The sequence below is a fragment of the Trichococcus palustris genome (assembly GCF_900114465.1).
GTDB lineage: Bacteria > Bacillota > Bacilli > Lactobacillales > Aerococcaceae > Trichococcus > Trichococcus palustris.
The window spans coordinates 100346-119759 of sequence record NZ_FOTD01000007.1 but is presented as its reverse complement, the minus strand read 5'-3'; the positions used below and the strand labels follow the sequence as shown (position 1 = coordinate 119759).

Here is a 19414-nt window from a genome sequence, read left to right as displayed (position 1 = left end):
TTCGGATCTGTCGTAGCCAACAAATCCAATCCCGAATCAAGCATCGTGCAAATAGCATCACCAAAGGTGCACAAAATCCGTATCATATCGCCGAAAATCACCTCAACCGGAACTTTCGTGCAGATGCACCAAATGAAAAATGGTTGACCGATGTGACCGAATTCAAGTATTACGAAGGACCGGAAATTAAGAAAGTATATTTGAGTGCCATTTTGGATCTTTATGACCGTCGAATTGTCGCCTACATAATTAGTGATCGAAACGATATGCCGGTAGTCCTCCAGACTTTTGATGCGGCCATACAAAATGAACCGGATGCTCATCCGTTGTTTCACAGTGATCGCGGATTTCAATATACAAGCAAGCAATTCTGTGCGCGTTTGAGAGAGGCGGGTATGATACAAAGCATGTCCCGTGTCGCTCGTTGTATTGATAATGGCCCTATGGAAGGGTTTTGGGCGCTCATTAAGCGTGAAAAATATTACCGTCGTAAATTTACGAGTCGTTCTTCTTTGATTAATATGATTCACAATTATATGGAATACTACAATAATAGACGCATTCAAAGAAAGTTGCATATCATGACTCCAATGGAGTTTCATGACCACTATTTCGAGGCAGCCTAATGAACCCTCACGTTTTGTGAGTGAAGCGTTTTGTGCTTCGCTCATAAAACGTGTGGGCAGCCAAGCGTAAGCGCGGCAGGTTTATATACGCAAAAAACTGCCCCACATTACGGGGAGCAGTCTGTAAAACTGTTTAAATATTTTACTGTCCTATTGACGGGAGGCACACCATTCCGGCTTGCCCTCAGTTTTTTTGTCTTTCCTCGAATTGGAAAAAGGGGAATTTCGCCTTCTGCGTATATTATAGACAGTAAGAATAAAGGAGGGATCGTATTGAATCAGGTATCATTGATTGGAAGATTGGTAAGACCGATACAAGTACAGCAAGTCAACGGGGATAAGCTGGTCTGCAACAATACCTTGGCTGTGCAAAGAATCCATAAGGCGGAGGAAGGGCAGCAGGCCGACTTCATCCCGGTAGTCTTTTGGGGGGCCACGGCAACATTGGTGGACCAGTATTGTGCAAAAGGCAACCAGATCGGCGTCAATGGGCATTTGGTTTCCCGTTCCTACATCAATAAACAGGAACAGCACGTCTATGTGGTAGAATTGGTCGTAGAAGATCTCTATTTCGTCGAATCGAAGAAAGAACAGGAAGCCGTCTAGCTTCCCCTCTGGCTGGTGCAGAACAAGAACATGGATCAGATCTTATCTGTTCATCGGCAATGGGAATAAACCATATGGAACCGCGCTTGGTGTGGCCGTATGGTTTATTTTTTTGCAATGGCAGCAAGGGGATATTCCTTTTTTTCTTTTGGAAATTCGTATTTTCGCTGTTTATTCACATTTTTTTCATAGGTCTATGGTACTCTGTACATGATGATTCTAATACTTTCGGAAAAAAGATATAATAGAGGGAAGAAGCGAAAAGGGGCGTAAAAAATGGAAGTTCTGATGATAGAGGACAACGAAGCGGTCTGCGAAATGATGGCGATGTTTTTTGAAAAAGAGGAATGGCACGCAAACTTCAAATATGACGGGAAAGAGGGCTTGGATGCCTTCACCGAGAACAATACGAAATGGGATATGATCATACTGGATCTGAACCTCCCGAGTATGGATGGCATGCAGGTTTGCCGTGAAATCAGGAAGCAATCGCAGATCGTCCCCATCATCATGCTGACGGCACGCGATTCCGAGAGCGACCAGGTCATCGGTCTGGAAATCGGTGCAGATGAATATGTGACCAAGCCGTTCAGTCCGTTGACGTTGATGGCACGAATCAAGGCACTGTATCGCCGCTCGAAAGTGGACCATACCCAAAAGGTTGCTGAAGAGGATTTTGACGTCGTGACGGAACATGTCAAAATAAGCACGATGACCCGAGAGGCCTATCTGGACGGCCAGCAGATCGAAAGCTTGACCCCGAAAGAATTTGAGCTGTTTGCCTTGTTGGCGCAACACCCGAAACAAGTATTTTCCCGGGAACATCTGTTGACGCGCATCTGGGAAGACCCTTATTTCGGTGATGAACGGACCATCGATGCGCACATCAAAAAACTTAGACAAAAAATCGAAGCGGTCGGACCACAAGTCATTCAGACGGTATGGGGTGTGGGCTATAAGTTCGACGACAGCGGAGTGGAAGATAAATGAGGTATGTCTACCAACAAATTTTGGCATTTTTTGCGATCATCCTGATTACGGTCGGAACGATGGGCATCATTTTTGTCCAGTACATAACGACAAACGTATATAATGAAAAAGAAGAGCAATTGTTCGGCTATGCCGAGTCCGTCATCAAACAGAACATGACGATCCAGGAGCTGGAACGCGGAGCAGAACTGGTAACGAATCAGGACGTTTCTTTTGCGATCTTCAATGCCAAAGACGAGATGCTCTATCCCAAGGCGGACAACAAGTATTCCAGCGGCATCAGTGCAAAAGACTTCGCTCTTTTGGAAAAAGGGAACCGGATTTCTTTGACGCATAGGGACAAAGGATTTATGAATGAAGATGTCTCCTTTGTGACGGTCTATCTGCCCTTATTCAATAAAGATACTGCGGAATTCACCGGATTCATCGCCGTGGGGTCACCAGTCAGCGGCATTCAGAGTAAAATCAACGAAATCCATAAAAATTTATGGATTGCTGTGTTTATTTCGACCGGACTGGCGATTGCCCTCAGTTTAGCTTTTGCCAACTATCTGACCCGGCGCATCAACCGGATGCGCAAAGCGACCCGTGAGATTGCTGCAGGCAATTTTGACATCTCTTTGGAGAACCATCATAAAGACGAATTCGATGAACTGTCCGAAGACTTTAATCAGATGGCTGTATCATTGAAAGCATCCAACGAAGAAATCCAACGGCAAGAAAATGTGCGCCGGCAATTCATGATGGATGTGGCGCATGAGATGCGGACCCCGCTCACCACGATAAACGGCATACTGGAAGGGCTGCAACATGATATGATTCCGGAAAAAAGTCGGAACCGCAGCATGGAATTGATGCAAAAAGAAGCCAAACGCTTGATCCGCTTGGTGAATGAGAATCTCGATTATGAAAAAATACGATCCAATCAAATCGTATTGGTGAAACAGGAATTTTCGGCAAAAGAGGCATTGGAAAATGTGGCGGATCAGCTTCAGGAGAAGGCAAAGGCAAAAGGCAACCAGATTCATGTCGACGCAGGCGCCGACATGAAAATTTATGCGGATTATGACCGTTTCATACAGATTCTGGTGAATCTAACGCAGAACGCCATTCAATTCACTGCGAATGGAGATATTTATTTGGCCGTTTCCGCCGAAGAGAACTACCAAGTCATCACGGTCAAAGACACCGGAATCGGAATCGAAAAGAAGGATATCACGAGCATTTGGGAAAGATTTTATAAAGTGGATGTTTCGCGTAAGAACACAAAATTCGGGGAGTCCGGCATCGGCTTGGCCGTCGTCCACTCCTTGGTGCTGAACCATAAAGGCATGATCGATGTGGAGAGTACGCCCGGTGCGGGAACAACTTTCACGATCAAATTCCCTAAGAAAGCCTATCTGGAAAAAATGAACGCAACCGAGGGTTAAACCAAAAAGGCAGTCAGGATGTTATTCCTGGCTGCCTTTTTGGCGGTTTTATTCGGTTGTTTCCGTTTGGGCCGGTTCTGCAGTAACGCTTGCAGCCGCTCCAGCGGCTGCCTGATTGGCCGGTAATTCAGGTGCGTTCGTCTTGTACAGAGGGACAGAGGAAACGCCGTTGTTTTTGTAATAGAGGGATGTGTTCAAATCGCCAAGCGCTGCGACGTCCTGCTGCAGTTGAGCAGGGGAATTGAGATAACTGTATTCGCTCTTGTCTACCGGTACAAAGCCATCCGGTGTGTAGAAGCGGAGCAGATCGCCGTTGATGATATGATCTGACATGGCAAGCTGCGTTTCGGCCTTGCTGCGGATAGCTGCGACTGCTTCAGTCACTTCCGGTGTCTGATAAATAAGGTTGCCGGATTCCGTGCTATAGACGTTATTACCTAAAATGGTGTATTTATCGGTAACGATCGTCCCATTACGGAATGCGACGAGTTCCTCATGGTTTTTGGACAATAAATCTTGACCAAGCTGCACATAGGAAGCTGTATCGACACCCAATAGATGCAGCACTGTCGGCAAGACATCGATTTGACCACCGTATACGTCGCTGATTTTACCAGTGCCGGATCCTGGATCATAGATGATGAGCGGTATTCTTTGCATCATAGCATCATCGTATTGATTCCAAGTATCGGCATTTTTACCGATAAGCGGCGCCAATGTCTTATTGCGGGAGCTTGAAATACCGAAATGATCGCCATACAAAACGAAGATGGTATTGTCATAAAGACCGGCATCCTTCATATATTGGAAGAATTCAGCCAATGCAGCGTCCGCATAGTGGACAGTGTTGAAATAGCCGTCAATCGTTTCGTCGCCTGTGTCCAGTGAGAAAGTATTGTTCATCTCATCCTTAGGAAACGGGAAGTGGTTGGAAACGGTGATGAATTTCGCATAGAATGGCTGCGGCAATTGTTCCAAGTATTGGGCCGAATCTTTGAAGAATAATTTGTCTTTCAAACCATATTCCACTGAGTTCTCGTCGGTCAGCGTGTAGCTGCTGTTCGCATCGAAGAAATAGTCATAGCCGAAAGATTTATACACATTATCGCGATTCCAGAATGAACCAACGTTACCGTGGAAAACGGCAGAAGTGTAATTACCTGTCTCGCCCAAGATGGCAGGAGCTGATTGGAATGTATTGTCTCCGCCAATTTGGGTGAAGGCTGATCCCTGAGGCAATCCGAATAAGGAATTATCCATCATCAATTCAGCGTCACTGGTTTTTCCTTGACCGGTTTGGTGGAAAGCATTGCTGAAGCTATAAGAATCATTGCTGTGGTACAGGCTGTTCAGGAAGGGCGTCACTTCACTCATCACGCCGGTAGAATCCGGCAGCTTCATGTCAATCAGAAACTGTTGCATACTTTCCAGATGGAGATAGACGACGTTTTTACCTTTCGCTTGGCCAAAATAGGTTTCATTCGGTTCGGCGTAATGCGTACCCAAGTAATCCAAGACAGCAGACATATCGGAACTGTCGGCACTGGCACGCACTTGGTTCGCTTGGGCGGTTTTGATGCCATCGTAGACTGTATAGACGTTTATGCCCAAATATTTTACAATGTAGTTGCGGTCAAAGGTTCTGGTCAACAATTGCGGGCGGCTGATTTCAGCCAAGCTAAGGTTAGCGATAAAAACAAGGATAGCTGCACCAAGTGTCACGAAGGCCCATCTTTTTTTGAAGACGCGGGTATCCAGACGCTTACTGACCTTCTTTTTATAGACATAGATCAGAATGAAAGCATCGATCCAATAGAGGATATCCATCGGTTCAAGCATCGCGATGACGCCCGATCCCAGGTTCTTTGTTGCATTAGCAGAACCGAAAATCGTTTTGATGGTCAAGAAATCGGTGAACTCCCGGTAATAGGTGATGTTCGCGAATAACAGGATCGAATTGAAAATATACAGGACAATCAGAGCGGTATAACCCTTTTTGGGATCCTTAACGAAAAGGGACAGTCCCAATATCAATAGGGTGGTCGCAATCGGATTGATTAATAGAATCAGCTGCTGGAACCAACCATCCACACCCAACGAGAATGCCGTATGGTAAGCGAGATAGGTTTTTAGCCAAAACAGGACGACTGCGAAAAGAAAGAATCCAAAACGTGAATTCAAATATTCAGAAATTTTTTGTTTCAAAAAAATAGACCTCCTAGGGACATTTTACAAACATATATGTAAAGAACATATGCAGTTCATGTATGCTTTTTTAAGATAGTGCGTTATCATTGTGAATTTCTTGTAAAGTGAGTCGATGTTATTATAGTACCAATAATATCCGAAGTCAATCGAAGCAAAGTAAAGAATTTCCTAATTTTTGATGAAGAACGGTTGCTTTTTTTTGCTTTTTTCGAGAAAATGGGTCTTTCAATAGGATTGTCTTCATTAATATGAATAAAAGGTGTGCGAATGCTATGATTTTCTTACAAGGTCTTTATGATTATGTGGCGGCTTCATTTGAACTGTCCATCAATCATTTTCCACTTATTCGATTGATTTTTACCAGTGTGGATAAAACAATTTTGTATTATCTGATTTGGTTCGCCTACAGGGCATGTTACCTCCTGATACAGAAGAGAAAAACAGGGAAATCCTTTTCTTTTTCCAGGGAAGGCATTTTACATCTCTTGTTCATATATATCGTATTGCTGCTCCAATTGACCGTGTTCCGCAACGAAGAAACCTTCTTCACGGTGGAATACCATAAGATAGATTGGACTGCGGTTCATTTGGTCCCGTTGGTGGATACGATCAAGCTTTTTTACGGAGATTCCGGTTTTTCAGCATACTACAATTCCTTGGGGAATGTATTCTGGTTCATGCCGTTGGGATTTTTCGGGAAATATTTGCTGAAGGAAAGATGCTCCTTTTACAAAACTGTATGGATGGGGTTCGCATTCTCTTGCGCCATCGAATTTTTGCAGCTGATTTTTCAGACGGGCGTGACGCATATCGATGATGTCCTTTTCAATACATGGGGGACAGCAATCGGCTATGGGCTATTGCTGCTGATGGAAAGATTCAGGAACAGACAAAAAATAACTTAATTAAAGGAAGAAAAAACGATGAGCAGAAAAACAATTACACAGCTTTCAATGAAGAAAATAAAGGGCGGAAACCCTTTGCTGCAAGCGGAAGACTTCCAATCAGACCTGTTCTTTGAGGAGGGGGAAGTCGTTGACCTGGTTACCCCTAAACAGGAATTTGTCGCAAAAGCCTATTTGGCAAAACAAAACAAGGGCGTCGGCTGGGTATTCTCACAGGACAGCAGCGATACTTTCAACTATGTTTTTTTCAAAAAGAAATTTGAAACGGCAAAGCACAATCGCCAATCTTTTCAAAATGATTCCGAAACGACCGCTTACCGCTTGTTCAATGCGGAAGGGGACGGAATCCCCGGCGTGACCGTCGATTTCTATGACGGCTTCGCGGTTATCTCTTGGTACAGCGAAGGGATCTTCCGTTACAAAGCGCCAATAGCGGATGCCTTACAGGCTGCCTTTCCGGAAATAAAAGGGATTTACGAAAAATTCCGTTACAAGCGCAACGATAACGTGATCAGCCGTTTCGTCTCTGGAAAAGAAGCGCCGGAACCATTGGTCGTCAAGGAAAACGGCATCAGCTATGCCACCTATCTGAATGATGGCCTGATGACCGGTATTTTCTTGGACCAACGCGAAGTCCGGGCAGCGTTGACGGAACATTATGCCGCAGGGAAAACCGTGCTGAATACGTTCAGCTACACCGGAGCCTTTTCCGTTGCGGCAGCGATGGGCGGAGCGGTGCAGACGACCAGTGTGGATGTCGCAAACCGCTCGATGGAACGGACGAAAGAACAGTTCGAAGTGAACAATCTGGATCCGGAACAGCATAAAATCTATGTGATGGATGTCTTTGACTATATCCGTTTCGCTATCCGGAAAGAGCTGCAATTCGATGTAACCATCATCGATCCGCCAAGTTTTGCGCGGACGAAGAAACGCACCTTCTCGGTGACGAAGGACTACACGCAATTGTTGGAAGAACTGATTCAAATAACGAAGACGGATGGACTGTTGATTGTCTCATCGAATGCCTCGAACTATAAGGAAAAGAACTTTAAACAAGACATTGCGCAAGCTTTCCAGAACAGCAATTCTGGCTATCGGATTTTGGGAACCTTCCATTTACCGGCCGATTTTGCCGTGCCGGCAGGCAGCAGGACCAGCGACTATCTGAAGGTGTTCGTCATCAAAAAAACCGCAAGATAGAAGAAGAGTGAGACAAAAAGCGTTCAGACCCGAATCACTGGAGCGAAGAAGCGGAGGATGGTTGCAGACCATCTGAGCATTATTCGTGAAGTGACGTCGGGTCTGCTTTTTGGAACACGTTTATACAGCGTGCGATGAATCCCGTTTACGATTAATTGTCAGGGAATAGGAAAGAGGCTTGGACTTTGTCTGTCCAGCCTCTTTTTCGTTAGGTATAATGTCAATCGTTTATTCAGTACAATCAGGCCTCTTGGTATTCATCGGTAGCGGCGTGGTGGCCGGCTGCATGCCCGGTCACGAAGGCGCCGGTGATGTTGTAGCCACCGGTGTAGCCGTTATAGTCAATCAACTCGCCGCAGAAGTACAAGCCGCGCGTCAGCTTGCTCTCCATCGTTTTAGGATTGATTTCCTTCGTGGAGACGCCTCCGCCGGTAACGAAAGCCTTATCCAAGGGATGGGTTCCGTTTACCTGGAATTCAAAGTTTTTACAGAAAGCCGCGAAAGCCTTGATTTCCTTCGGCGTCAGTTCCTTCAGCGATTTCTGGGGATCGATTTCCGCCTTTTCGCAGCCAAACAGCAGGTAGCGTTCCGGCATCAGGTCCTTCCAGCCGTTTTTGATGCTTTTTTCCGGCTGGGATTTGATCAATTTTTGCAGGTTTTGTTCCACAGCCCCCAGTGACTGCTCGGGGAAGACGTCCAGCGCCATCGTGATGGATTCCGTCTTGTCGCGTTTCTTCGTTTGGTGGATGAACATGGAGCAACGAAGGGCGGCCGGGCCGGATACGCCGAAATGTGTAAAAATCATATCCATTTGATGGGAAACGACCGTCTTGCCTTTTTTGTTCTTCACGCTCAAGGCGACGTTACGCAGAGAGAGGCCCTTTAATTCCTGTGATCGGATGAAATCCGCATCGGAAGTGATGGGCGCTTCGGTCGGGTACAATTCCGTGATGGTATGTCCAGCAGCTTTCGCAAATTTATAGCCATCTCCTTTGGAGCCGGTGCGGGGCAAAGCTTTCCCACCCGTCGCCAGGACGATGCGGTCGGCCAGGACGATTTCGCTGTCTTCCAGCTGGACGCCGGTAACGAAGCCATTTTCCATCAACAGTCTGTCGACCTTGATGTTTGTACGGACGATGACGTTGTTTCTCTTCAGTTCCTCGATGAAGGCATCCAGTATCGTCCGGGACTTGTCCGTAACGGGGAACATGCGGCCGTGATCTTCTTCTTTCAGGACGACGCCCCTCTGGATGAAGAAGGTCATGATATCGTATTGATTGAATTGCGTGAAGGTGCTGTGCAGGAATTTGCCGTTGCCGGGTATATGCCGGATGATTTCTTCTTCGGGACGGTTGTTGGTGACGTTGCAGCGTCCGCCGCCGGTCAGTAAAAGTTTTTTGCCGAGGCTGGGATTCTGTTCCAAAAGGATGACTTCCGCGCCGGTTTCTGCGGCAGTGCAGGCTGCCATCAGCCCGCTTGCGCCGCCGCCTATGATGATTATGCGTTTTTTCATGATTTATCTTACTCCGTTCTATTATTGCACTTACTTTATCACAGATAAGTGGGTCTGGAAATGGTCATGAGAAGCTTTTCTTTTTTTATTCATCAAGCGTTCACTTTGAAAATTGTATTTCTGCAAGGAAAACACGGATTTTTCACAAAAAAATCAAGAAAGAACGTTTTTTCTTCCTATTAAATTCAATAATCCAAGCTATACTCTATCCATGGCTGAAGATAATAATTTCTTTTTCAAGCGTGCTCCAAAAAGGGACACTGTTCTGTATTTTGAAGCACGTTCATTACTCCCCCTCCTTGGGTGGGAACAGGAAAAACAAGCGCGTGCCGCAACACGCCGCTTGTGGGCAAAAGCTTTTTGCTTTTGTAAAATCCTGTTCCCATTCTTTTTTTTGGCGAAATGAGGTATAATGTTTCTAGACAAGCGTTACCATTTAAGAAATGAGGTATTTAGGATGGAATTTATGAAAGCGTTATACGAAAGACAATCAACCCGTAAGTTTCAAAAAACGACACTCTCGCAAGGGCAAATAGAAATTATTTTAAAGGCCGGCCAAGCTGCGCCTGTCGGCCGTAAATTATTCGAAAATCTGCACATTACTGTCGTCAAAAATGCCGAAGCGTTAGCTGCGATAAAAGCAGCTGCAGTTGAAGCAACCGGCAAGCCGGAAGCAAATCCTTTATACGATGCACCGGTTCTGTTCCTGGTATCGGCAAAGGAAGCCGATCAACCGGTCAATATCGCCAACGCAGCCGTGATTGTGGAGAATATGCATCTGCAAGCGACGGAGCAGTTTTTGGGGAGCTGTTTCCTGATGGGAATCATGTTTAACGGCACCTTGGCTGCGCCAGGCCTTAAGGGGAAATTGGGGATTCCGGAAGGATTCAGCCCGGTAGCGGGATTGGTAGTAGGCTATCCCCACGGCTATTTGATCGAAAGAGAACCGACGCTGGATAAAATCAGCTATAACATCGTGGAATGACCGCATAATGCCTGGAGAATGCAACCGTCTAAGAAACTTACGCAAGTATGGTTCTGGACGGTTTTTTTGGTAAAGAAAAAATAAAATTTCAGAAGAAGAGATGTGAAAGAGATGGCGTACATATCCTTGCAGAATGTCAGCAAATTTTATCAAATGGGGGAAACCAAAATCACCGCAAATGATAAAATCAGCTTTGACATCAATGAAGGCGAGTTTGTCGTGATCCTGGGCCCCAGCGGAGCCGGCAAGTCGACGGTCCTGAACATACTGGGTGGCATGGATGATGCGGATGAAGGGCATATCGTCATAGATGGCGTAGATATCGGATTGTTTACCGCGAAAGCATTGACGACCTACCGAAGAAGGGATGTCGGTTTCGTTTTCCAATTCTATAATCTGGTGCCGAATTTGACGGCAAAAGAAAACGTGGAATTGGCTGCCCAAATATCGCCTCATGCCCGGGATGCCGCTGAGGTGCTCCAGGAAGTGGGGCTGTCGGAACGGATGGATAATTTCCCCGCTCAGCTTTCAGGCGGGGAACAGCAACGCGTTGCCATTGCAAGGGCATTGGCGAAACGGCCGAAGCTGCTCCTTTGCGATGAACCAACCGGCGCTCTTGACTATGAGACCGGTAAACAGGTGTTGAAATTGTTGCAGGACACCTGCGTCGATACGGGCACAACCGTCATCGTGATCACCCATAATCAAGCCATCGCCGCCATGGCAAACCGCATCATCGAAATAAATAATGCGAAAGTACGCGCCGTCCATGAGAATCCTCACCCCAAACCGGTGACGGAAATCGAATGGTAAGGGGGCGGACGGGATGAAGAAAAAGGCGCTTTGGAAAGACATTTGGGTAGAGATAGGGAAAAGCCCGGCCCGTTTTCTGGCGTTATTGGCCATCATAACGCTGGGCGTAGCCTTCTTTGCCGGCATCAAAGCGGCCGGACCGGATATGTTGGACACGGCCAACCGCTATTACGCTGAAAAAAATCTGTATGACTTAAAAGTATTATCCACCTATGGGCTGGAAGACAAGGACATCGCTATACTCGCAAACATGGAAGGAGCGAGCGTCTATCCTTTGAAAACGCTGGATATCGAAATGGCGGGGAGCGATTTTTTGGTGAAGCTCCTTCCTTACAGCGATAGGGAGGGCCAGGTGAACCAGTACGAGCTGGTTTCCGGAAGGCTTCCGCAGCAGAGCGGGGAAATAGCGCTCGATGCCGAACAGAACTTGATGGAGACCTATCAGATCGGCGACACAATTTCATTCAAGACGGCGCCCACGGAGGGACTGTCCGATGAAGAAGCCAAAAATACCATCGCCATCAAGGATCAGGCTTATACGGTTGTCGGCTTTGTGCATTCTCCAATCTATATCGAAAGGGCCACCCGCGGCTCCACGACTGTCGGGAAAGGCAGCCTGGATGGTTTCGCGGTCGTCGCTGAAGCCGACCTGTCCGGCGGTGTCTACACGGAAGTCTACCTGACGTTCAAACAGGCGCAGGCCGAAATCGGCTATACCGATGCCTATGATGAGACGATCGCCGATTTGTCGGCTAAAACCGAATTGGCCCTGAATGGACGCCCGATGGAACGCATCAACGAAATCCGCGCAGAAGGCCAAAAGAAAATAAAAGAGGCCGAGGACAAACTGCAGGAAGGGAAAGATAAGCTGTCCGCGGCGGAACAGGAATTGCTGGATGCCCGCAAAAAGCTGGACGACGGCACGAAAGAATACACAGACAATAAAAAGCTGTTTGAAGCAAAAATGGCCGATGCGGAAAGCGCACTGAACGCCAGTCAAGCGGAACTCGATTCGGGCAAGGCGGAATACGAAGATGGCTTGGCAACCTACAACGCGAATAAGCAAGCTTATGACGATGCCAAAGCGGATTGGGAAACCCAAAAGGCCGCCATCCAAGGACAAATGGGCGGAGATGCTTCGATCGAAGCGTTTTTGGCAAATGTCCCCGATACGCAAGCAGGCAATGAAATCGCCGCTTTGGCAGAAGAACTGCTGGCTGGACAGGCTGAGTTGGAGGCCGGACAAGCCTTGCTGGAAGAACAAGGCAAAGCGTTGGCAGAAAGAGCCGCAGCGCTCCTTGCCAAGGGCGATGAGCTGCAGCTGCAACAGAGCGCTCTGGAAGGGGACGGTGCAACCTTTCAAACCGAAATGGCCGCCTTTACTGCGGAATTGACCGCCTTTCAAATGGAAAAAGCAGCAAAAGAGGCGGAATTCAGTGAACGGCAGGCGGCCATCGCTGCCCAACAGCTGCTGCTGGAGGCGGAACCTGCCGATAGCCCCGATCGGGAAGCGGGCCTTGCTGAATTGACAGGCTTGCAGGCGGCCTTGGATGACGAAAAGGCGGCGCTCGCTCAGCAAGAGGCCGATTTGGATGCACGGCAGAGCGCATTGGAGCAGAAAGGTCAAAGCTTAGCCGAGCGGCAAACGGCTTTGGCGGCAGCCGGCAGCGCATTTGAAGCGGAACGCGCAACGGAAGAAGCGGCTCTGGCGCAGGACCAAACACAGTTGGAAGCGGATGGCCAAGCCTTGACCGTAAAAGGGGAAGCGCTGTTGGCCAAACAACAACTTCTGGAAGAAAAGGTTCAAGCGTTCATGGCTGACGCCGCTGCACAGATTGCCCAGGCGGATCAACAATTCGCCGAACAGGGTCAATTGCTTGAAGAAGGCAGACTGGAATTGGCGGCTGCCCTGGTGAAACTGCAGGATGGGCAGGCGCAAGTGGACAGCGGCCGTGCGGAACTTGAAACGCAACGTTCCAGCGGACAGCAAGCCTTGGATGAAGCGTGGCAAAAAATCCAACAAGGCGAAGCCGATTATCAAGCGGGATTGGCCACCTTTACTGCCGAAAAAGCGGATGTGGATAAGGAAATTGCGTCCGGAGCAGCGAAAGTGCAGCAGGCAAAGCAAGACTTGGCCGATTTGATCGACCCTGTCTACTTTGTGCTGGACCGTTCCAGCAATCCCGGCTACCAAGAATACCGCGACAATGCGGATCGGATGTCTGCGATAGCCGAAATCTTTCCGGTGTTTTTCTTCCTGATTGCAGCATTGGTCAGCTTCACGACGATGACGCGCATGGTGGATGAACAACGTCAGCAAATGGGGACGCTGAAGGGGCTGGGGTACAGCAATTTTGATATCGCGAAGAAATTCCTGGTCTATGCAACGCTTGCCTGCATTGCCGGAACCGCCATCGGTTTGGTTGCGGGCTACCATCTCTTCCCGACGGTCATCTTCAACGCCTACGGTTCGCTGTATAATCTGCCTCCCCTTAAAATCAATTACTACCTTTCCTATGCCCTGATTTCGATTACGATAGCGTTGCTCTGTACAATCGGACCGGCAGCATTGGCTACGGCAACTTCCTTGAGGGAAAATCCGGCTTCCATGATGAGACCGAAAGCCCCCAAAAACGGCAAACGGGTTTTCTTGGAACGGGTGACCTTCATTTGGAAGAGGCTCAGCTTCAATTCGAAAATAACCGTACGTAATTTGATGCGCTATAAGGCGCGTAATGCCATGACGGTGTTGGGCGTAGCGGGCTGCACGGCGCTGATTCTGACCGGCTACGGCGTCAAAAACTCCATATCCGGATTGGCGGAAAAGCAGTTCAACGAGGTGATGCGCTATGACGCCATTGTGGCGCTGCGTCCGGAGACGAGCGAAGAGAACCTCGCTTCGTATGACCGCTTAATTTCGGATACGCCGGAAATAACCAGCCACCTAAAGGCGCTACAAGCAAATTATAAGGTGGATAAACAGGGAATCAATCTTCAGGATGTCACTGTCTTTGTTCCGGCGGAAACGGAGAACATAAATGATTTCGTCCGATTGCAGGACCGTATCACAAAAGAACCGATACCGCTGACCGATGAAGGGGCCGTCATTTCCGAGAAGTTGGCGAACATTCTGGATGTGGGGCCGGGGGACACGATTGAAATCCGAAACGATGAAATGCAGACGTATCAAGTGCCGATCCAAGCGGTGACGGAGAACTATACAAACCATTATTTGTATCTGACACCCGCTCTTTACGAAAAAGTCTTCATCAAAGGAGTGGAACCGAATACCGATTTGCTGGTTTATGAGGAACCCGAAAGTTGGGAAAGGAGCTTCGGCGCCGCCGTGATGGGCGAGCCGGGAGTGGCTTTGGTTACGTTCATCAGTTCCGTTGATCGGGCATTCAGCGATACCTTGGGCAGCTTGGATATCGTCACCTTGGTTTTGATCATATCAGCCGCAGCCTTGGCGTTCGTCGTCCTTTACAACCTGACGAACATCAATGTGTCCGAAAGGATCCGGGAACTGTCCACCATCAAGGTGCTCGGCTTTTATGATGTGGAAGTGAGCCTATACATCTATCGGGAAACGTTCATCTTAACCTTGCTGGGCATCCTGGTCGGCTTCGGATTGGGATCGCTCTTGAGCTCGGCCGTCTTGAAAATGGCGGAAGTGGACTTCTTGTTGTTCCCGGCAACAATCTTGCCGCTCAGCTACCTATATGCCGCCATCCTCTCATTGACATTCTCCATCATCGTCATGCTGATCATGCACCGCAAGCTCAAAAAAGTCGACATGATCGAAGCCCTAAAATCAGTGGAATGAAAGAGTGTGATGATGCGCGGATGCGCTATTTCCAAAAAAAAGTAGAAAAATAAAAGAAGCTGTTATCCCGAATGATTTTGGGATAACAGCTTCTTTTGCATTCATCATCACGGTTAATCTTCCGCTGGGTTTTTGGAAGTAGGGAGGATGAAGTTCACGCTCAATGCAATGAGGGATCCAATCAGCGTATCCAATACCCGTTGAACGGCATAAGAAATGGTTTGATCATTTTCGATATTGAAGTAAACAACCAGGAAAGTAGCCGAGGCGCCGACAATGACATCCGACATCGTAAGGACGTTTAAGGTTGTAATCAAAAGGATAAAGAAGATGACCGTACCGAAGAAATCAGCGATGAAACCCAATCCCAGAGAGGATTTGATGGCGATAAGAGCAATGGCAAATCCTCCCGCAATAGCATTTCCGCCAACCCGACGGATTCCGAAGTGGGCGGATCTTTTCCAATCTTCACGAAGCGCAAAGATAGCAGCCAAACCGGCTAGCATCGGAGAACCACGATCCAATAATTTGAATAATAAGACACATAAGCCAACAGAGACACTTGATTTAACCGTGCGCATTCCAATGTGTAGCTTATCCCTGTCAATATAGATCATGAACGGGTTTGCACTTCCTTTCGAAAAAATAAACAATAACTCTATAATAAGCGTTTTGCGGAATTATTCAAGGGCATTTCAAGCATTTTTTCATGAAGAAGGGGATTTACGTTTAACGCTTAAGCGTACATCCTGCCCGTTATTTGAAGAAGCCACCAGTATAAGGAATCAGAACAGAAAAGAATCTATTTGAGGCAGGATGCATGCTGAGGGAAGTTTTTTTATAGTTCGTAACGCGTTACGTGATGAACAGGATTGAACATATATTTGCTTCGAAATAAATGCGAAAGGGGGTTGCTTAAATTGTCAGAATATTCTATACTAATGACATTAAATTTTAAGGAGAGAAATTGCGGTTCTCCTTCATAATGGAAGCAATCATGAGAATATAGTGAGAAAAGGGAGGAATATTTTATGAAAAAGAAATTTTTGCTAGGTTTGGCATCTATTTTTATACTTGGAGCATGCGGCAACGGTGGGTCTAATGCCTCTTCCGATACAACTGCCACAGGAGCAGCTAGCGGCGACACAATCAAATTAGGCGGTAACTTTGAATTGTCAGGTGGCGCCAGTGCGTATGGTACGTTGATGGACCAAGGGATCAAATTGGCTGTCGAACAAGTGAACGCTGCTGGTGGTGTGGCTGGCAAACAAGTGGACTACACCTCTTATGATAACAAGTCTGAGCCAGCTGAATCAGCATCTGTTGCAACCCGTTTAGCGACTCAAGACAAAGTGGTCGCAATCTTGGGACCTGCGACGACTGGTGCGGCCAATGCACAATCTCCAGCCGTAACAAGAGCAAAAGTGCCAGCAATTTTACCGGCAGCAACCGGTGACGGCGTAACAATGAGTGGCAATTCCGTATTGGAATATGTATTCCGCGTCTGCTTCCAGGATTCATTCCAAGGGACTGCACTTGCTGAATTTGCCCAAAAAGATTTAGGGGCAAAGAAAGCGGTCATCTTAGTGGATAACTCTACAGACTATGCAATCGGATTGGCAGATGCATTTAAAGAAACGTTTAACGGCGAAATCGTAGCGGAAGAAAACTTCACTGCCGGCGATACCGACTTCAAAGCGATCCTTACAAACATCTCGAAAATGGATTACGATGTCATCTTCTTGCCTGGTTACTATGAAGAAGGCGGCTTGATCATCAAGCAAGCACGCGAAATGGGAATCAAGCAACCAATCTTAGGACCTGATGGATTCGCTAACTCGGTATTAGTGGATTTGGCTGGGGCAGAAAACGTAAATAACGTCTACTATGCAAGCCACTTCACTCCAAACAGTGAAGATCCAAAAGTAAAAGAATTCTTAGCTGCCTTCCAAGCGAAGTACGGTAAACCTGCCGATTCATTTGCCGCATTGGCATACGACGCTGCGAACTTAGTGTTCAAATCAATCGAAACAGCTGGAAGTGCTGATCCACAAGCGATCACAGATGCTTTAGCAAAAACAAAAGACTTTGAAGGCGTGACGGGAACATTCTCATTTGATAAAAATCACAACCCTGTTAAATCAGCTTTCGTTATCGAATTACAAAATGGCGTCGAAGTTGGCAATACCGTAGTGGAACCGGCTAAATAAACCGGGCGCGGAGTGTTTCAATTTTTAAGCTTGAATAAAGTAAGGATTTTAAAGCAACAGAGAGGTGCTGGCAGAACTTGCTGAGCACCTTTCTTTATGAAAAAAAGAATAGGGACGCGGCAGTTAAAGGTTGTTCTTTATTGAAAAAAAGTTAAAATAGAGTGTACAACAGATACAGTAGAATAAAAGAAAATTTCTGGTTTAGAAGAAAAGAGAGGTGTAAAATGGACAATTTAGTTCAACAACTGATAAACGGTATTTCCCTGGGGAGTATCTATGCGTTGATCGCATTAGGATACACGATGGTATATGGTGTCATCAAATTGATTAACTTTGCTCATGGTGAGATTTACATGGTGGGCGCTTATGTGGGATATGGCTTGATTCAAAGAGTAGGCTTGGGCTTATTTCCGGCTATTCTGATTTCCATGTTATTCTGCGCCATTTTAGGGGTAGTGATTGAAAAAGTTGCATATAAACCATTGCGGGGGGCAACGAGGGTAGCGACCTTGATCACTGCTATCGGGGTATCTTATTTATTGCAAAATGTCATGATTTATATTATGGGGCCTGAAGTGAAGGCATTCCCCACAGCACTTAAAGTCCAAAACTGGACATTCGGGGGAGTGACCATCAACTCCCAACAAATCGTGATTTTCCTTACAACCGTCGTATTGATGGTTGGGTTACAACTGATCGTCAAATATACAAAAATGGGGAAAGCGATGCGCGCGGTCAGCACAGACCCGGAAGCAGCCCAATTGATGGGTATCAATGTTGATAACGTCATTTCCTTTACCTTTGTTCTAGGGTCCTCATTGGCAGGCGCAGCAGGCGTATTGGTCGGTATCTATTACAATTCCATTTCGCCATTGATGGGTGTCACACCGGGGCTGAAAGCGTTCGTTGCTGCCGTATTCGGCGGTATCGGCATTATACCGGGAGCCTTGGTCGGCGGGTACGCTATCGGGATCATTGAAACGCTAGTGAGTGCTTATGGTGGATCGATGTTCAAAGATGCCGTCGTTTACTTGATCCTGATCATCATCCTGATCGTCAAGCCATCCGGTATCTTCGGCAAAAATATTAAAGAGAAAGTGTAGGTGATAACGATGAAACAATTTAACAAAAATAATCTCGGTTGGCTCATTCTTATCGCCCTAATGGCTGGTATCTTATATATGGGGATTATGACCAACATCATTTCTCCGTTCTATCAAATCACTTTGGTGACGATTTTAATCAACATCATCTTGGCGGTCGGATTGAATCTGGTCATCGGGTTCTCCGGACAGTTCTCGTTGGGGCATGCCGGTTTTATGGCAATTGGGGCATACAGCGGAGCTGTTATCGGCGCCCAAGTTGAAGGTTTTCTTGGTTTCCTGTTAGGTTTGTTTGTGGGTATGGTCATTTCGGTTATCGTGGCTTTGGTTGTCGGTATCCCGACGTTGCGTTTGAAAGGCGACTACTTGGCTATCGCAACCTTGGGGATTGCTGAAATTATTCGTATTCTGATCTTGAACATGGGGGATTTGACGAACGGTGCCAGAGGGATCAGCGGCATTTCATTCCCGTTCGCATCCAATCTGAGCTTCATCATGGTCCTGTTTGCTTTAGTGATCATCACGACCATCATCACGGTCAATTACATCAAGAGCAGTCCAGGACGCGCAACCATCGCCATCCGGGAAGATGAAATTGCCGCTGAATCCATGGGTGTGAACACAACAACGTATAAAGTGATTGCCTTCATGATCGGTGCGGCTACAGCAAGCATTGCCGGTTCATTATACGGTACCTACTTCAGCGTAATCAATCCCGGCGATTTCACTTTCCAAAAATCGATCGATGTTTTGATCATCGTTGTATTCGGCGGCATCGGCAGCGTTACGGGTACCGTTGTGGCAGCTGTCGTTTTGGGTATCCTGAACACTTTCCTGCAATCATTCGGAGAATTGCGGATGATATTCTACGCAGTCGCCATCATCGCCATCATGGTATTCCGTCCAGGCGGACTGTTGGGCACCAAAGAATTTACAATATCAGGACTTTTGAATCGCAAAGCGAAGAAAGCTTCCGCTAAGAAGGAGGTTCAATAA

Annotated in this window: 15 protein-coding genes; 12 read left to right on the top strand and 3 right to left on the bottom strand. The window is 47.0% G+C overall.

Annotated elements, in window-relative coordinates; all coding sequences use genetic code 11:
- The 4 genes from BM101_RS06825 to BM101_RS06810 form a co-directional block, all read left to right on the top strand.
- The coding region (locus BM101_RS06825) for an IS3 family transposase (protein WP_143084438.1) at window positions 1–626 on the top strand (626 nt) is incomplete at its 5' end.
- Between the two features lie 273 nt (window positions 627–899).
- The gene (locus tag BM101_RS06820) at window positions 900–1232 is read left to right on the top strand and encodes a single-stranded DNA-binding protein (RefSeq protein WP_087033879.1); all 333 of its coding nucleotides are present in this window, start codon (window positions 900–902) and stop codon (window positions 1230–1232) included.
- 276 nt (window positions 1233–1508) lie between these two features.
- Window positions 1509–2222, top strand: a complete 714-nt coding sequence (locus BM101_RS06815; RefSeq protein WP_087033880.1) for a response regulator transcription factor — start codon at window positions 1509–1511, stop codon at window positions 2220–2222.
- A complete protein-coding gene (locus BM101_RS06810; protein WP_087033881.1) occupies window positions 2219–3652 on the top strand; it encodes a sensor histidine kinase in 1434 nt (477 codons plus the stop codon). Before BM101_RS06815 ends, BM101_RS06810 begins: the two co-directional genes overlap by 4 nt.
- A 48-nt stretch (window positions 3653–3700) precedes the next feature.
- Here BM101_RS06810 and BM101_RS06805 read toward each other — a convergent pair whose 3' ends face one another.
- A complete protein-coding gene (locus BM101_RS06805; protein WP_087033882.1) occupies window positions 3701–5857 on the bottom strand; it encodes an LTA synthase family protein in 2157 nt (718 codons plus the stop codon).
- Window positions 5858–6132: 275 nt separating this feature from the next.
- On the opposite strand from BM101_RS06805, the gene BM101_RS06800 reads away from it, so the two are divergent.
- Window positions 6133–6765 (top strand): VanZ family protein, encoded by a 633-nt coding sequence (locus tag BM101_RS06800; protein ID WP_177194423.1) that lies wholly within the window; start codon window positions 6133–6135, stop codon window positions 6763–6765.
- Between the two features lie 18 nt (window positions 6766–6783).
- Window positions 6784–7968: a class I SAM-dependent rRNA methyltransferase gene (locus tag BM101_RS06795; protein ID WP_087033884.1), complete on the top strand. Its 1185-nt coding sequence runs from the start codon at window positions 6784–6786 to the stop codon at window positions 7966–7968.
- Window positions 7969–8209: 241 nt separating this feature from the next.
- Here BM101_RS06795 and BM101_RS06790 read toward each other — a convergent pair whose 3' ends face one another.
- On the bottom strand, window positions 8210–9481 hold the full coding sequence (locus tag BM101_RS06790; RefSeq protein ID WP_087033885.1) for a BaiN/RdsA family NAD(P)/FAD-dependent oxidoreductase: 1272 nt from the start codon (window positions 9479–9481) through the stop codon (window positions 8210–8212).
- A gap of 457 nt (window positions 9482–9938) precedes the next feature.
- Between BM101_RS06790 and BM101_RS06785 the strand changes: the two genes are divergently transcribed.
- The 3 genes from BM101_RS06785 to BM101_RS06775 all read left to right on the top strand — a co-directional run bounded on the left by BM101_RS06785 (window position 9939) and on the right by BM101_RS06775 (window position 15105).
- Window positions 9939–10466: a nitroreductase family protein gene (locus BM101_RS06785; protein WP_177194421.1), complete on the top strand. Its 528-nt coding sequence runs from the start codon at window positions 9939–9941 to the stop codon at window positions 10464–10466.
- Window positions 10467–10577: 111 nt separating this feature from the next.
- Window positions 10578–11279: an ABC transporter ATP-binding protein gene (locus BM101_RS06780; RefSeq protein WP_087033887.1), complete on the top strand. Its 702-nt coding sequence runs from the start codon at window positions 10578–10580 to the stop codon at window positions 11277–11279.
- A 13-nt stretch (window positions 11280–11292) separates the two neighbouring features.
- Window positions 11293–15105, top strand: a complete 3813-nt coding sequence (locus tag BM101_RS06775) for an ABC transporter permease (protein ID WP_087033888.1) — start codon at window positions 11293–11295, stop codon at window positions 15103–15105.
- A gap of 113 nt (window positions 15106–15218) precedes the next feature.
- On the opposite strand, the gene BM101_RS06770 is transcribed toward BM101_RS06775, so the two are convergent.
- Window positions 15219–15722, bottom strand: a complete 504-nt coding sequence (locus BM101_RS06770) for an FUSC family protein (protein ID WP_087033889.1) — start codon at window positions 15720–15722, stop codon at window positions 15219–15221.
- Window positions 15723–16136: 414 nt separating this feature from the next.
- On the opposite strand from BM101_RS06770, the gene BM101_RS06765 reads away from it, so the two are divergent.
- From BM101_RS06765 to BM101_RS06755, 3 genes are all read left to right on the top strand, one after another.
- Complete coding sequence (locus BM101_RS06765; RefSeq protein WP_087033890.1) at window positions 16137–17315, top strand: ABC transporter substrate-binding protein; 1179 nt, start codon at window positions 16137–16139, stop codon at window positions 17313–17315.
- A 224-nt stretch (window positions 17316–17539) separates the two neighbouring features.
- Entirely contained in the window at window positions 17540–18418 is an 879-nt protein-coding gene (locus tag BM101_RS06760; protein WP_087033891.1) for a branched-chain amino acid ABC transporter permease, read from the top strand.
- A gap of 9 nt (window positions 18419–18427) precedes the next feature.
- Window positions 18428–19414: a branched-chain amino acid ABC transporter permease gene (locus tag BM101_RS06755; RefSeq protein WP_087034001.1), complete on the top strand. Its 987-nt coding sequence runs from the start codon at window positions 18428–18430 to the stop codon at window positions 19412–19414.